The following is a 15,994-nucleotide window of genomic DNA, read 5'->3' on the forward strand; positions in this document are numbered from 1 at the left end:
CGACTATCCTATTTTAAAGATCGATAACGAGACGTTCCGGATCTTCAAGGCATTCTTTAACGCGAACGAGGAATGTAACAGCCTCCTGACCGTCAACGATACGGTGGTCATAAGAGAGGGCCAGATACATCATCGGACGGGCAACAACCTCGCCATTGACAACGACGGCACGTTCCTTAATGGCATGCATACCCAAAATACCCGATTGAGGAGCATTGAGGATAGGTGTGGACATCAATGAACCATAAACGCCACCATTGGTGATGGTGAATGTGCCACCCTGCATATCGGCGACAGCGAGCTTGCCATCACGTGCCAAACGACCGAGGCGACCGATTTCTTTTTCAATTCCTGCGATTGAAAGCTGGTCTGCGTCACGGACAACCGGAACAACAAGGCCTTTGGCTGTACCAACAGCAATACCGGCATTGACATAATTTTTGTAAATAATGTCGGTACCGTCGATTTCGGCATTAACAGCGGGAACTTCTTTCAATGCGTGGCAAACAGCCTTGGTGAAGAAGCCCATGAAGCCGAGTTTGACGCCATGTTTCTTCTCGAACATTTCCTTGTAGCGTTTACGCAAGTCCATAATAGCCGACATGTCCACTTCGTTGAAAGTGGTGAGCATTGCCATGGTGTTTTGTGCGTCTTTCAAACGACGGGCAATGGTCTGGCGCAATTTTGTCATGCGGACACGTTCTTCACGTGCTGCATCTTGCGGCTGGGAAGCTGCGCGCGGTGCGGCAACCGGAGCAGCGGCCGAAATGCCTTTTGCAAGAGCATCAAGAACATCGCCTTTGAGGACCTGACCACGCTTGCCCGAACCATCAACCTGACCGGCTGACAAATTGTTTTCAGCCATGAGCTTGGCTGCTGAAGGAGCAGGCTGCATCGAGCCGGAAGCGGCTGCAGGTGCACTTACTGCCGGTTGTGGTGCAGGAGCGCTCGGTGCCGGTTGGGCAGGCTTTGGCTGCGGAGCAACATTGCCGGCAGCTCCCGCCTCAATCGAGCCGAGAAGCGCGCCAACTTCGACATTGTCACCTTCGTTGGCAACAATTTCTGTCAATTTTCCAGCAACAGGCGAGGGGACCTCGACTGTTACTTTATCGGTTTCAAGTTCAACCAAGGGCTCGTCCATAGCGACAGCATCGCCAACCTTTTTGAACCATTTCCCAATGGTTGCTTCAGTAACGGACTCGCCCAGAGTAGGAACACGGATTTCATTAGCCATAATTTTTTTCCATACGTCAGAGTGATTTGAGAATTAAGCCAACGCGTCTTCAAGGAACGCGGCAAGCTGTTGAAGATGTTGCGACATAAGCCCGGTTGCAGGCGAAGCACTTGCAGGACGACCGGCATAACGGGCACGAGGATATTTCGCGCCGATATGAGCCAGTACCCATTCAAGATACGGTTCAATAAATGACCAGGCACCCATATTTTTCGGCTCTTCCTGACACCAGACGATTTCCGCTTGCAAGAAGCGGGAAAGAACAGTGATCAAGGCTTTTGCCGGGAACGGGTAAAGCTGTTCAACACGCAACAGATAGACATCATCGATTCCGCGTTTTTCGCGCTCTTCGTAAAGGTCATAATAGACCTTACCGGAGCAGAGAACGACACGACGGATCTTGTTGTCTTTCTGCAACTTGATTGCCTGATCCTTGAGCTGTTGGGCGTCATCAAGCAACAAGCGATGGAAGGTTGTATCGGCTCCCATATCGCTCAACGAAGAAATGGCGCGTTTGTGACGCAACAAGGATTTCGGTGTCATCAAGATCAGCGGTTTGCGGAAATCGCGTTTGATCTGACGGCGCAAAATGTGGAAGTAATTCGCGGGTGTCGTACAATTGGCAACCTGCATATTATCTTCTGCACATAGTTGCAGATAACGTTCAAGGCGGGCTGAAGAGTGTTCCGGTCCCTGACCTTCAAATCCATGTGGCAACAGACAGACAAGGCCGCTCATACGCAACCATTTGCGCTCGCCAGAGGAAATGAACTGGTCGAAAAGAACCTGTGCACCATTCGCAAAGTCACCGAATTGGGCTTCCCACAAGTTCAAGCCGAGCGGTTGTGCCAACGAATATCCATATTCAAATCCCAATACGCCTTCTTCCGAAAGCATTGAGTTGACAGGCTCATAAATGGCCTGACCCTTTTTAAGATTATTCAACGGGATATAGCGGTTTTCGTTTTCCTGATCGTAAAGAACCGAATGACGCTGGCTGAATGTGCCACGTTCGACATCTTCACCGGAAAGACGAACCGGTGCACCTTCGATAACGAGTGAACCGAAAGCCAAAGCTTCACCGGTCGCCCAATCGATTCCTTCACCTGTTGCAAACATTTTCGCACGGTTATCAAGGAAACGCTTAATGGTTTTGTGAACATGAAAATCGGCGGGAATGTCAACCAGACGTTCGCCAATTTCTTTCAGTGTCTTGATTGGCACACCGGTTGCACCGCGACGTTGGTCATCGGCATTATCGGCGGCTTTCAAGCCTGTCCATGTACCATCAAGCCAATCGGCCTTGTTGGGCTTATAGGAAGTGGCTGCTTCAAATTCTTTTTCAAGTTTGTCGTGCCACTCGCGCTTTTGCTGGTCGAGTTCTTCGGCCTTGATAAGGCCTTCTTTTTCCAGCTTCTCGCCATAAAGTTCCAAAGTGGTTTTATGACCACGAATAGCTTTATACATCAATGGCTGCGTGAAAGACGGTTCATCACCTTCATTGTGACCAAACCGGCGATAGCAGAACATGTCGATAACAACCGGCTTATGGAAAATCATGCGGAATTCTGTTGCAACTTTGGCAACATAAACAACCGCTTCCGGATCATCGCCATTAACGTGAAAAATCGGTGCGTCGATCATCTTGGCAATATCTGATGGATAAGGCGTCGAGCGACCGAAACGTGGATTGGTGGTAAAGCCGATCTGGTTGTTGATGATAAAGTGGATAGAGCCGGCAACACGGAAACCTTTCAGTCCCGAAAGACCCAATGTTTCCTGAATAACACCTTGCCCCGCAAAAGCCGCATCACCATGGATAAGAACAGGCATAACTTTTGCCCGTTCACTGAGCGGAACCAGATCACTGCGGCTCGGACCGGCAAGCAAATCCTGTTTTGCACGGGTTTTACCGATAACAACCGGGTCAACAATTTCGAGGTGGGACGGGTTAGCAAGAAGTGACAAATGCACCTTGTTGCCATCGAACTCACGATCGGAAGATGTACCCAAATGGTATTTCACATCGCCCGAACCTTCGACATCGTCAGGCTTATATGAGCCACCTTTGAATTCATGGAAGATCGCGCGATGGGGCTTGGAGAGCACCTGCGAAAGAACGTTAAGACGTCCGCGGTGAGCCATGCCGAAAACGATTTCTTCCACACCAAGAGCACCACCGCGCTTGATGATCTGTTCAAGAGCCGGAATAAGCGATTCACCGCCATCAAGGCCGAAACGCTTGGTTCCTTTATATTTTGTATCCAGAAACTTTTCAAAGCCCTCGGCTTCTACAAGCTTATGAACAATAGCCTTTTTACCTTCAGGCGTGAACGATACCCAATTATTCGGGCCTTCGATACGCTCCTGAATCCAGCTTTTTTCTGCCGGATCGGAAATATGCATGAATTCGACACCGATTGTATTGCAATAGGTGTTTTTCAATATCTCCAACATCTGCGGGATTGTTGCATATTCAAGCCCGAGAACATTGTCGATAAATATCTTGCGATCATAGTCAGCCGTTGTGAAACCATAGGTTTCAGGCGACAATTCGTTATAATCTTCCGGTGCTTCACGCAATTGTAACGGATCAAGTTTTGCATGAAGATGGCCGCGCATACGATAAGCGCGGATCATCATAATCGCGCGCACTGAATCGCGGGTGGCCTGAATGATATCGGCATTGCTTACAGCCGAACCGCCTTTTTTGGCTGCTTCTGCTGCTTTGCCTTTGAGCTTGTCGCCCATATGTTTTTCAACAGCGGACCAATCACCGTCCAGAGCTGATACCAGCTCGCCTACCGGCTTTACCGGCCAATTGTCACGCTGCCAGGATGCGCCTTCAGCATTTTTCAGCACATCTTCTTTATTGTCTTTTAAATTATCGAAAAATTCACGCCATTGCGGATCAACGCCGGCGGGGTTTTTCTCATACTCGGCATAAAGCTGATCTATATAATCAGCATTGCCACCATATAAAAACGAAGTTTGTTCAAAAAGATCGTTTGTCTGGTCCTGCCTTGCCATATATTCTGCCGGAACACCTGTTCCGTCTCCTTAATATCCGCGGGAACACCCTACGAATTGGTGTTGAAGAAGCATTCGCTTCTGTTAAAAAAATCAAGCCACCCGAACCAGTCGCCCGAGTGGCTTTTTTGTAATTATCCTTTAAGAACCTCAACGAGCGTCTTGCCGATTTGCGCAGGTGACGGAGAAACCCGAATACCGGCTGCTTCCATAGCAGCGATCTTGTCTTCGGCTCCTCCTTTGCCACCGGAAATCACAGCACCGGCATGCCCCATTGTACGGCCCTTGGGCGCTGTACGACCTGCGATAAAACCGACAACCGGTTTTTTGCGCCCTTTCTTGGCTTCATCGATCAGAAATTGGGAAGCATCTTCCTCTGCAGAACCACCGATCTCACCGATCATAACGATCGACTTGGTTTCGTCATCTGCAAGGAACATCTCGAGTACGTCAATAAATTCGGTACCCTTGACCGGATCGCCACCAATGCCGACGGCTGTTGTTTGACCCAAACCTTCGACTGTTGTCTGATAAACAGCTTCATAGGTCAAAGTGCCCGAGCGCGACACAACACCGACCGAACCTGTCTTGAAAATCGATCCCGGCATAATGCCGATTTTGCATTCATCGGGTGTAAGAACACCGGGGCAGTTCGGGCCGATAAGGCGCGACTTCGATTTTCTCAATTTTGCCTTGACCTTGACCATATCAAGAACCGGAATACCTTCCGTGATACAAACAATAAGGCCAATTTCGGCATCAATAGCTTCCATGATTGCAGCAGCAGCACCTGCCGGGGGAACATAGATAACCGATGCATCGGCTCCGGTTTTGTCCTTGCCTTCGGCAACAGTTGCAAAAATAGGCAATTCTTCACCATTGGCACCATGCCAGGTTTCGCCGCCCTTTTTCGGGTTAACGCCACCGACCATTTTGGTCCCATGATAGGCAAGTGCCTGTTCGGTATGGAAGGTACCGGTTTTGCCGGTCAAACCCTGTACGAGAACTTTGGTATCCTTGTTGATAAGAATCGACATGACTTCAAGCTCCCTTCACGGCTGCGACAATTTTCTTGGCGGCATCGTCAAGATCATCCGCCGAGATTACATTCAGACCACTTTCATTGATAAGAGCTTTGCCCTTATCAACATTCGTGCCTTCAAGACGAATAACCAGAGGCACTTTCAAACCGACTTCCTTGACCGCAGCCAGAACACCTTCGGCAATAACATCACAACGCATGATGCCACCGAAAATATTTACCAATATGCCCTGTACATGGGGATCGGCTGTAATAATCTTGAAAGCGGCAGTCACGCGCTCTTTGGAAGCACCACCACCAACATCAAGAAAGTTTGCCGGCTCGCCACCATAAAGCTTGATGATATCCATCGTTGCCATGGCAAGTCCGGCGCCATTGACCATGCAACCGATATTGCCATCAAGAGCGATATAGGCAAGATCGTGTTTGGAAGCTTCGATTTCCTTCGGGTCTTCCTCTGAAGTATCCCGCAACTCGACAATGTCGGGGTGGCGGAAAAGTGCATTATTGTCGAACGATACCTTCGAGTCGAGCAACCTCAAATGACCATTTTTCATGACGATCAGCGGGTTGATTTCGAGAAGGCTCATGTCTTTTTCGACAAAAGCTTTGTAAAGAATCGGAAAAAGTTTCAATCCGTCTTCACGTGCAACACCATCAAGCTTCAGAGCATCGCAAAGTTTCGCGCTGTCTTCAGCGGTAACGCCCTTATCCGGATCAATCGGGAGGGTGAGAATTTTTTCAGGTGTATCATGTGCAACGGTTTCAATATCCATACCGCCTTCTGTCGAAACGACAAAAGCAACCTCTCCGACCGTACGGTCAACGAGAAGTGACAGATAAAGTTCGCGTTCAATATCAGCACCATCTTCAATATAAAGACGATTTACCTGTTTTCCGGCCGGACCTGTCTGCTTGGTGACGAGTGTTTTGCCAAGCATTTCTTTGACATTGGCAACAACTTCTTCAACCGATTTTGCAAGACGGACGCCACCTTTAGCATCGGGACCAAGTTCTTTAAACTTACCCTTGCCGCGCCCACCAGCGTGAATCTGGCTTTTAACGACATAAAGAGGTCCGGGCAATTTTTTTGCCCATTCCTCTGCCTGCTCTACAGAATAGACAGCAACACCGTTTGCAATCGGTGCGCCATATTCATGAAGCAGACGCTTGGCCTGATATTCATGGATATTCATTCATTTTTCCTTTTCTATTGTGGGCCGAAAGTCCGGTCCCGGAAAATCGGTATATCCGACTTATGTGAATGAAAAAGTGGGGTGACCCCCACTTATTTCAAGTTTGGTGCAAGTTTTACGCAGGCTTCACAAAGGCCATGAACAGCATGAACAGATTTATCGAAAGCTTCCTTTTCTTTCTTATCAAGTTCAATTTCGATAACGCGTTCGACACCGCCAGCACCCAAAACAACAGGAACGCCAACATATGTGTCTTTAACGCCGTACTGGCCGGAAAGATGCGCAGCAACCGGTACAACACGCTTTTTATCTTTCAGATAAGCTTCTGCCATCGAAATAGCCGAAGCTGCCGGAGCATAATATGCCGAACCGGTTTTCAACAAACCAACGATTTCTGCACCACCATCGCGGGTACGCTGAATAATTTTTTCGAGCTTTGCTTCGGTTGTCCAACCCATTTTGACAAGATCCGGCAAAGGAATACCGGCAACTGTCGAATAACGGGCAAGCGGCACCATCGAATCACCATGACCGCCAAGAACGAAGGCTGTCACATCGTCAACCGAAACTTTGAATTCTTCTGCCAAAAAATAGCGGAAACGTGCGGAGTCGAGAACTCCTGCCATGCCGACAACCTTGTTTGCCGGAAGGCCTGAAAATTTTTGCAGTGCCCAAACCATCGCATCGAGCGGATTGGTGATGCAGATAACAAATGCATCAGGGGCATATTTCTTAATTCCGGCACCGACCTGTTCCATAACTTTGAGGTTGATACCAAGAAGATCGTCACGGCTCATTCCGGGCTTACGGGGAACACCTGCTGTAACGATAATGACGTTTGCGCCCTCGATTGCTGCATAGTCATTGGCGCCTGTATATTTTGCGTCGAAACCTTCAACCGGCGAAGATTCGGCAATATCAAGACCTTTACCCTGCGGCACACCCTCTGCAATATCGAACAAGACAACATCGCCAAGTTCTTTCAATCCAATCAAGTGTGCCAATGTGCCCCCGATCATTCCTGAACCGATGAGTGCTATTTTATTGCGTGCCATTCTGGTTTCTTCCCTAAAAATAGTGTCGGAATATAAAGCGGAATTTGCTCCTCGCCGACATGATCCAAACACCCCTCAATTTTATTGCAGCTTGATAAGCCAAATAAAAAATCGGGTTTGTTAATACTCCCGTATAGATTTTAGCTGCGACGAACCGCAGTCATGAGATCTACACCTTTATCGTCGATAGGCTGAATCGTAGAAAATTACAATAGAATTATCTAAAGCTAATAAATTCAATCGGTTATATTGAATTCACTTTACGTAAACGTCAATTTTTCTTCACTTTTATGCGTCAAATTGACACAATTTATGCGTGTTTACTGGTTTTTAGGCTTTATTTGACCTGTTTTTCATTCCAATTGGCCAAATATTCCTCACTTTGCATTTCAAAAAGACGTGATGAAGTCCGTTCGAACTCGAATGTCTCTGTGGTTTGGTTTGTTCCCTGATAGAGTTTATCGGGAGTTGCAGCAGCCGAAATAAACAGCCGGATGTGGCGATCGTAAAGCGTATCAATCAGCAGAATGAAGCGTTTTGTCTCGTTTCGGTGTTCATCATCCATAATCGGCACATTATCAATGAAAAATGTATGATAACGGTCCGACAAGGCGAGATAATCGGCAGCAGCCAGCGGAATGGAGCAAAGATCAATATAGTCGAAACGGGCCGCATTATTTACTGCACGTGGCACTTGAACGGGATGTCCGCGAACTTCGACAACATCCGGCTTGGCGGTGTTTCCTTGTTCGACGAGTGCCCATGCAGCATCCATCTTTTCCTGCGCAATATGGCCGAGAGGAGTAATATAGACAGGCTTGCGATCGGCTTTTTCCAGCCGGTAATCGGTATCTGCATCAAGGTTAAAAACTTCGACATTATCTTCGAGAATCTTGATAAAAGGCAAGAATAGCTGCCGATTGAGACCGTTTTTATAAAGATTATCAGGCGCAACATTCGACGTTGCAATCAGTGTTACACCTTCCTTGAAAAGAGCGGTAAAGAGTCTTGAAAGAACCATTGCATCGGCAATGTCGGTCACAGTAAACTCGTCAAAACAGAGAACTTTGGCTTCTTTGGCAAGGCTTGCCGCAACGGGGGGAATAGGATCGTTCTGTTTGGTTTCGCCACGCGTCAATGCCTGCCGATGACGATTTATACGATCATGCACATCGGCCATAAAATCATTGAAATGGGCGCGCCTTTTGTCACCATCGGGCAGACAGGAAAAAAACAAATCCATAAGCATGGTTTTGCCACGGCCAACTTCGCCATAAACATATAGGCCACGCACACCGGTTCGGTTATCCCTGTGTTTCCCGAAAAGCCAGCCGAGTGGAGAGCTTTTCTGCGACATACGCTTAACAGCAAGCTCGTCAAGAAGCCGGTCGAAATGCGAGATCAGGGTAATTTGTGCTTCATCACGGTCGATTTCACCGTTTTCAACCAACGCATCATAGCGCTCACGCATCGCTCCCATCGACAAGCCCCTTCTTGTGCTGAAGAAAATAAAAGAGGCCTGATGATTGCGACCTCTCCCAATTTTATTAGCGGCTTAAAATAACCGCCTGACCGTTCACTGTATTGCCTTCGAACCGGCTAGGACCGGCAGAATAAAGCGTAGCAACAGCACTTCCGGCGCCGTCATAGAAATTCAGCTGTTTGCCACTCACTGCCCATGAAGCAACTTTCGAGAAGGCTTCCGGACAATGCAACGGTCCCGCGCGATAGCCTTGGCCATATTTTGTCTGCGGTGTTGCAATCTGACAATTCAGCCCGCCGACCGAAGCTTTCCAGACACCGGCAATCGCTCCGGGAGTCAAATCCGAAGCGTTTGCAGGCGGCTGAAGACTGGCTACCTCGGTCTGTTGTTGCTGTGGGGCACTGCTACTCACGCTATTATTGGGTGCTGCCGGAAAATTATCCGGCGGTGGCAACTCGGATTGGCTGACACCACCCGAACTTGGCGGCCCCGGCATAACCACCTGCGGCGGTTCGCCACCACCATTGTTGCCGAATCGTGAATTCGCACAACCGGCAAGCATTGTTGCCATAACTGTCAATACCAGAAGTGAATTCCTCGAGACTGTCATATTCTTACTTTCCTCATCGCATGATTGCGCAGTGATACCGTACAGACGAAAGGCACGATGGTTAAATTTTACTTAAAGACTATACATAGCAAAAAAGTGTGAGAAAAAAAGAAAAACATCTGCTCTTCTTCATGATTCATGAACAAAAGAGGAGACCGGATGCAGCTTCGATTTCCTGGGTAAAAAATTTTGCCCATAAAATTATTGTTTAACATATTGTTTTTAATTGTTATTTTTAAACACAAACATTACCGGAATTTATTTACCTTAAATAGAGAATTTTAGAAATGGCGCTAAATTAAATCGAAAATCCGTTCGTAAACGTTGAAAATGGCGATCATTTTCAAAATTCTCCAATATTTTGATTAATAGTCGGATTTTGATCAATCTCCGGTTTTTATCAGTCGCTGAACTATTCCGATTGTTGATCGTGCTTGCGCTGGAATTTTTTTGGATTTTCAGCCATATTATCGTAATAAACATCAGGTAGATGGCAAATATGATCCCTTTTGAAAAAATGAATGGTCTCGGCAATGAAATAATTGTTGCCGATATGCGCGAGACCAAAACAGACATAACACCAAAAGCTGCTATCGCTCTTTCTAAAAAACGCGATACAGCGTTTGACCAGATAATGGCGGTTCATAAGCCAATTAAATCCGGTAGCGATTACCACATTGTCATATGGAACTCGGATGGATCCAAAGCTCAGGCCTGTGGAAACGGTACACGTTGCGTTGTTGAATGGCTCTATAAGCAAAATCTGGGCGACAATTTCAAACTGGATACGGTTGCAGGTATTGTCAGGGCAAAGCGCCGTGAAAACGGTTTAGTATCGGTCGATATGGGAATTCCGCATCTTGAATGGCAGGAAATACCGGTCTCACATGCCATTGCCGACACAAACCACGCCGATATCGGTCGCGGGCCACTTCATGATGCCTCGCTGGTTTCCATGGGAAACCCCCATGCAATTTTCTTTGTTGGCGATGATATCGAGAAAATAGCCCTTGATAAATATGGTCCCGAACTCGAACATGACCCGTTTTTTCCCGAACGTTGCAATATTTCAATCGCTCACGTCACATCGCCCACTTCTTTGACTTTGCGGACATGGGAAAGGGGAGCAGGCCTTACACGCGCTTGTGGCACCGCTTCCTGCGCCGCAACTGTTGCCGCATCAAGACGCGCACTCACAAAACGTCATGTGACTGTAACTCTACCGGGTGGAAAACTCGACATTTTATGGGATAAAGACAACCATATCATCATGACGGGACCGACGGAATTCGAGTTTAGCGGAAAGTTCGATCCGGTTTCGGGCGAATATCAAAGGATTTCATAATGGCAACTGAAATTGTCACCTTCGGCTGTCGGCTTAATGCATTTGAATCGGAGGTCATGCGCAAAGAAAGTGCTGAAGCCGGTCTTGATAAGTTGGAAAACGGCGCTTTTATCTTCAATACATGCGCTGTCACGGCCGAAGCCGTTCGTCAAGCAAAACAGGCAATTCGCAAAGCGAGGCGTGAAAACCCGTTTGCACGTATCATTGTAACAGGCTGTGCCGCCCAAACTATGGGGCAGGATTTTGCCGATATGGACGAAGTTGATCTGGTTTTGGGGAATGAAGAAAAACTGCATGCCCATTCCTATCGTCAGCTTCCGGATTTCGGTGTCAACAATTACGAAAAACTCAAAGTCAACGACATCATGGACGTGAAAGAAAATGCGCCCCATATGGTTGACTCAATCGAAGGGCATTCGCGGGCTTTCGTGCAAGTGCAAAACGGTTGCGACCATCGCTGCACATTCTGCATTATTCCTTATGGACGGGGGCCGTCACGCTCCGTTCCGATGGGTGCGGTCGTCGAACAGATCAAACGCCTTAACGGAAACGGCTATCAGGAGGTTGTCCTCACCGGTGTTGATCTTACAAGCTATGGGCCTGATCTTCCCGGAAAGGCAACTCTCGGCAAACTTGTTCGTTCGATTTTGAAAAACGTTCCCGATCTTGCGCGTTTGCGCCTCTCTTCGATAGATTCGGTAGAAGTCGATGACGAATTGATGGAATTACTGGCTTATGAACCACGGTTAATGCCGCATTTGCACCTTTCACTTCAGGCTGGTGACAATATGATTTTGAAACGCATGAAACGGCGCCATTTACGCGACCAATCGATCCGGTTTTGCTATGATTTGCGCGACAGGCGCCCCGAGATGGTTTATGGCGCCGATCTCATTGCCGGCTTTCCGACTGAAACCGATGCGATGTTTGAAAACACATTGGCACTCATTGATGATTGTAAACTGACACATCTTCATGTCTTTCCCTATAGCCCGCGGGAAGGCACACCGGCTGCCCGTATGCCACAGGTTGATCGGCATATTGTCAAACTGAGAGCAGAAAAACTGCGGCAAAAGGGGCAAAAAGCCTATAAGAAGCATCTCGAGCATTTACAAAACACCGAACACATGATTCTTGTCGAACATGATGGAATCGGCCGCACGGAGGATTTCACACTGACTAAAATCGACGGTGCAATTGCCGGAACCATCGTTAAAGGCCATATTGTCGGCCAGGATGGCGACAAGCTTATTGCCAAGCTCACCGAACGTAACGCTGCCTGACCGGGGATTTTTATGGCTAAAGGTTTATTTAAAAAAGTTTTTTCTTTTGGCTCGAACCCGAAAACGGATTCAGACAACGGTGTGACAAAAGACGCGGCAACACCCGCTTTGTCACCCTTTGAAGCCTATAAGGCAGCTCAGGCAAAAAAACAGAGCGAAGCCACCAACACTGAAAACAACGAACCGGTCAAAGCGAAAAAAGAGCGGCCGGACACTTCATCGGAAAATTTAGAACCCGATTTAGCCGAAAAGAAGAAGGTGGAAAGGCAACCTTCAAAAAGCCCACAAGTTCCCGAAGCGGAATTTGTCGGTTCACAAACGATGGAAACAACAAAGGCCGGAACAAACCTTCCGGCTCATAAAACCGTAACAATTACCGACAAGGTAACAAGCAACGAAAACAAGGTCGTCAAGCCGGATTTACCTCTCCATGAACCCAAAAAAATGTCATGGTTTGAACGGTTGAAATCGGGCTTGGCCCGTTCTTCCCGCCAACTTGGTGATTCGATCAGTTCCATTTTTACCAAGCGCAAGCTTGATGAAGCGACATTGCAAGATCTGGAAGATGTGCTCATTCAGGCCGATCTTGGTCTTGAAACCGCTCTCCGTATCACCGATACCCTCGCATCAAGCCGATATGGCAAAGATATATCAACCGACGAAGTACGCACGATCATGAGTGACGAGATCAAGAAAGTACTTGAACCGGTTGCCCGCCCGCTTGAACTCGACTTGAGCCATAAGCCGCATGTCATATTGGTTGTCGGAGTGAACGGAACCGGAAAAACCACAACAATCGGAAAATTGGCAGCCAAGCTTACCGCCGGCGGATTAAAGGTGATGCTGGCAGCTGGTGATACTTTTCGTGCTGCTGCTATCGAACAGCTTCATATCTGGGGAGACAGGGTCAATGCACCGGTTGTTTCGACCAAACTCGGTGCCGATGCGGCAAGCCTTGCCTATGACGCTTATGAAAAAGCCAAAGCCGCCGGAAGTGACGTTCTTATCATTGACACGGCAGGACGTTTGCAGAACAAAACCGAACTTATGGACGAGCTTGCCAAGATTGTGCGTGTTTTAAGCAAGCATGATCCGGATGCGCCACATACTGTTTTGCAAACACTTGATGCTACAACCGGTCAAAATGCACTAAACCAGGTGGAAATATTCCGCAACATTGCCGGTGTGAACGGCCTTGTCATGACAAAACTTGATGGAACAGCGCGCGGCGGCATCCTTGTTGCAATTGCGGCAAAATACAAGTTACCGGTTTATTTTATCGGGGTAGGAGAGGGCATTGATGACCTCGAACCCTTTGCTGCGTCGGACTTTGCCGAGGCAATAGCAGGAAAACACGAATGACCAATTCACTTTTTGAACCCGATCCGGAAGATACCAAAGCGGTTAAAGAGCTACACATGTCACCGGCGCTCAAACTTATTCTGGAAATGGGGCCATTGGTGGTGTTTTTCTTTGCTAATTACAAGGGCGAATGGCTTATCAAACATGTCGGCCTGTTTCAGGGATTTGAAAAACCGATTTTTCCTGCCACTGCAATTTTCATGGTTGCCATTGTTATCGCACTTGTTGCTTCATGGATTATTGCTCGGAAACTCCCTATTATGCCGCTTATCTCGGGTGTGTTCGTATTGGTTTTCGGGGCTTTAACGCTTTGGCTCCATAATGATACGTTCATCAAGATGAAGCCGACAATTATCAACACTCTCTTTGGTTTTATTCTATTTGGCGGTCTGGCATTTAATAAATCGCTTCTCGGCTATGTACTCGACTCGGCTTTTCAACTTGATGATGAAGGTTGGAAAATTTTAACCCGCCGCTGGGCATGGTTTTTTATTTTTCTTGCCGTATTGAACGAATTGGTATGGCGCAATTTCAGCAATGATTTCTGGACGACATTCAAGGTCTTCGGTGTCATGCCAATCACCATTATTTTTATGATTGCTCAAATGCCGATTATCATGAAACATGCTACCTCGCCGATAGGTGTAAAACAGACAAAGCTTGACGAGTAAGTCGAGAATTTCAAAAATCAATGGGATTGAAACAATGGAAATTACACAGTTCATTTGCCGCAGTGATAATTTCGGAGTGCTGCTTCATGACGAGGCAAGCGGACTGACTGCGGCTATTGATGCGCCGGACGCAAAGGCAATCCGTGAAATGCTTGACCGGAAAGGTTATAAGCTTGATGTTCTTTTCATTACCCATCATCACATGGATCACATTGAGGGAATTGCAGCACTTAAAGCCATTTATGGCACAAAGATCATCGGGCCGGAGCGTGAAGCCGATAAAATTGGCGAACTTGATGAAGCGGTCAATGAACAATCAGGTTGTAAATTCGCAAAATTCGATGTGAAAGTGCTTGAAACCCCCGGTCATACGCTTGGATCCGTCTGCTATTATTTTCCTGAAGACAAACTGGTTTTCACCGGTGATACGTTATTTTCTCTGGGCTGCGGGAGACTGTTTGAAGGAACAGCCGAGATGATGTTTTCTTCGCTTGAAAAGCTCAAAGCTCTTCCCGATGATACCAAGCTTTATTGCGGCCATGAATACACCAAAGAAAATGCTCGGTTTGCACGCTCGGTCGATCCGGATAATGTCGCGCTTATCAATCGGGCTGCTGCTGTTGACAGGCTTATAGCAGTTGGAGAAACCTCGCTCCCGAGCTCGATAAAAAGCGAGAAAGCGGCAAATCCTTTTTTGCGCTGCAATAACCCCGATATACGCCGCACATTGAAGATGGAAAATGCTTCGGATGTCGCTGTTTTTGCCGAATTAAGAAAACGCAAGGATCATTTCTGAATGTTTATCAAGCGATTTGTCATTGCCCTTTGTTTGATTGTCTTTCCGGTTGCCGCTTTTGGCGAAGATGCTCCAAAGCAGGATGACAAGCAAAACGAATTCTATCTCTCTCCTACGGGTAATCCGAAGATTGTAGCGGAATATCCTTTGAATGAAGCTTTTCTGGTAAAGATGGAAAGTGTCCAAAAGGAAATGTCGGAGTCCACAATCAGGCTTTCGGAATCTGAAACCGGTAATGATGGTAGTATTGACGGGCTCGTTAAAACCATTTCAAAAGATGAACGCGTCATGAACATTTTGAAAAAAAACGCGCTCGAAGCAAAGGATTATGTTGTCGGTTATCTGGCATTACAAGCAAGCCTTGCTGCTGCATCCTCGCTTGAAGATCAGGATGCAATATTTGACGATAGCACAACAGTATCAAAAGAAAATCTCGAATTTGGAAAACAATTCGCCGACCGTATTCGTAAGGTTCTCGAACAATAGGATTTATAGCCTACCGTTAAATCAGATAAACTCGATAGCACAAATTGGTGCAGCACCTCCCTATGCTTTTTCACGGCGCGGTGAGTTAAAGTACTTATACTTGAAGAAAAATCTCTTTATTAAGAAAATAACATGAGATCGCTATAATTTTTGATGGTGTGAGTTTTAACAATACTTTTAAAAATATAAATAGTCACATTCCTAAGAAATGTTTTTATATTATATGACGCGACAAAGTTATACGATTTTACTTCAATATTTTTCGATTTGCGTTCTATGGTATCTTCACTTCATTATTTTACTAAAATCCGGGCAAACAGCGTGTCATTTTTATAAGCGAACTTACAAAGAGTTTTCACACTGGTAAGACCGGTTTTGCAGAGTCTCTGAAGAGGAAAAGA

The 15,994-nt window shown here is 47.0% G+C and carries 13 protein-coding genes; 6 read left to right on the forward strand and 7 right to left on the reverse strand.

The annotated features are described in order from the left end of the window. Nucleotides 1-13: 13 nt before the first annotated feature. From odhB to H3V14_RS01265, 7 genes are all read right to left on the reverse strand, one after another. On the reverse strand, nt 14-1,234 hold the full coding sequence (odhB, locus tag H3V14_RS01235; RefSeq protein ID WP_075915371.1) for a 2-oxoglutarate dehydrogenase complex dihydrolipoyllysine-residue succinyltransferase: 1,221 nt from the start codon (nt 1,232-1,234) through the stop codon (nt 14-16). Between the two features lie 33 nt (nt 1,235-1,267). After that, on the reverse strand, nt 1,268-4,264 hold the full coding sequence (locus H3V14_RS01240) for a 2-oxoglutarate dehydrogenase E1 component (protein WP_075915370.1): 2,997 nt from the start codon (nt 4,262-4,264) through the stop codon (nt 1,268-1,270). Nucleotides 4,265-4,398: 134 nt separating this feature from the next. Next, nucleotides 4,399-5,301 carry a succinate--CoA ligase subunit alpha gene (gene sucD, locus H3V14_RS01245; protein WP_198226136.1) on the reverse strand — a complete coding sequence of 301 codons (903 nt, stop codon included), beginning with the start codon at nt 5,299-5,301 and terminating at the stop codon, nt 4,399-4,401. Between the two features lie 4 nt (nt 5,302-5,305). Beyond that, nucleotides 5,306-6,502 carry an ADP-forming succinate--CoA ligase subunit beta gene (sucC, locus tag H3V14_RS01250; RefSeq protein WP_075869481.1) on the reverse strand — a complete coding sequence of 399 codons (1,197 nt, stop codon included), beginning with the start codon at nt 6,500-6,502 and terminating at the stop codon, nt 5,306-5,308. A 92-nt stretch (nt 6,503-6,594) separates the two neighbouring features. Then, nucleotides 6,595-7,557, reverse strand: a complete 963-nt coding sequence (mdh, locus tag H3V14_RS01255) for a malate dehydrogenase (RefSeq protein WP_075913772.1) — start codon at nt 7,555-7,557, stop codon at nt 6,595-6,597. Nucleotides 7,558-7,894: 337 nt separating this feature from the next. Further along, entirely contained in the window at nt 7,895-9,037 is a 1,143-nt protein-coding gene (zapE, locus tag H3V14_RS01260; RefSeq protein ID WP_198226137.1) for a cell division protein ZapE, read from the reverse strand. Nucleotides 9,038-9,104: 67 nt separating this feature from the next. Beyond that, entirely contained in the window at nt 9,105-9,650 is a 546-nt protein-coding gene (locus H3V14_RS01265) for an AprI/Inh family metalloprotease inhibitor (RefSeq protein ID WP_075869484.1), read from the reverse strand. Nucleotides 9,651-10,149: 499 nt separating this feature from the next. Here H3V14_RS01265 and dapF point away from each other — a divergent pair, with 499 nt between their 5' ends. Genes dapF through H3V14_RS01295 form a run of 6 tightly spaced genes read left to right on the forward strand, consistent with a single transcriptional unit; the run spans nt 10,150 to nt 15,593 of the window. Continuing rightward, nucleotides 10,150-10,995, forward strand: a complete 846-nt coding sequence (gene dapF / locus H3V14_RS01270) for a diaminopimelate epimerase (RefSeq protein ID WP_198226513.1) — start codon at nt 10,150-10,152, stop codon at nt 10,993-10,995. Continuing rightward, nucleotides 10,995-12,278, forward strand: coding sequence for a tRNA (N(6)-L-threonylcarbamoyladenosine(37)-C(2))-methylthiotransferase MtaB (gene mtaB, locus H3V14_RS01275; protein ID WP_198226138.1), 1,284 nt, complete (start codon nt 10,995-10,997; stop codon nt 12,276-12,278). The genes dapF and mtaB overlap by 1 nt, the downstream gene beginning before the upstream one ends. A 12-nt stretch (nt 12,279-12,290) precedes the next feature. Then, nucleotides 12,291-13,640, forward strand: coding sequence for a signal recognition particle-docking protein FtsY (gene ftsY, locus H3V14_RS01280; RefSeq protein WP_198226139.1), 1,350 nt, complete (start codon nt 12,291-12,293; stop codon nt 13,638-13,640). After that, nucleotides 13,637-14,311 (forward strand): septation protein A, encoded by a 675-nt coding sequence (locus tag H3V14_RS01285; protein ID WP_198226140.1) that lies wholly within the window; start codon nt 13,637-13,639, stop codon nt 14,309-14,311. Before ftsY ends, H3V14_RS01285 begins: the two co-directional genes overlap by 4 nt. A gap of 34 nt (nt 14,312-14,345) precedes the next feature. After that, on the forward strand, nt 14,346-15,107 hold the full coding sequence (gene gloB, locus H3V14_RS01290; RefSeq protein WP_198226141.1) for a hydroxyacylglutathione hydrolase: 762 nt from the start codon (nt 14,346-14,348) through the stop codon (nt 15,105-15,107). After that, nucleotides 15,108-15,593: a hypothetical protein gene (locus tag H3V14_RS01295; protein ID WP_198226142.1), complete on the forward strand. Its 486-nt coding sequence runs from the start codon at nt 15,108-15,110 to the stop codon at nt 15,591-15,593. The last annotated feature ends 401 nt before the right edge of the window (nt 15,594-15,994 follow it).

It is taken from the genome of Bartonella sp. W8151 (assembly GCF_016100385.1).
Taxonomy (GTDB): domain Bacteria; phylum Pseudomonadota; class Alphaproteobacteria; order Rhizobiales; family Rhizobiaceae; genus Bartonella; species Bartonella apis.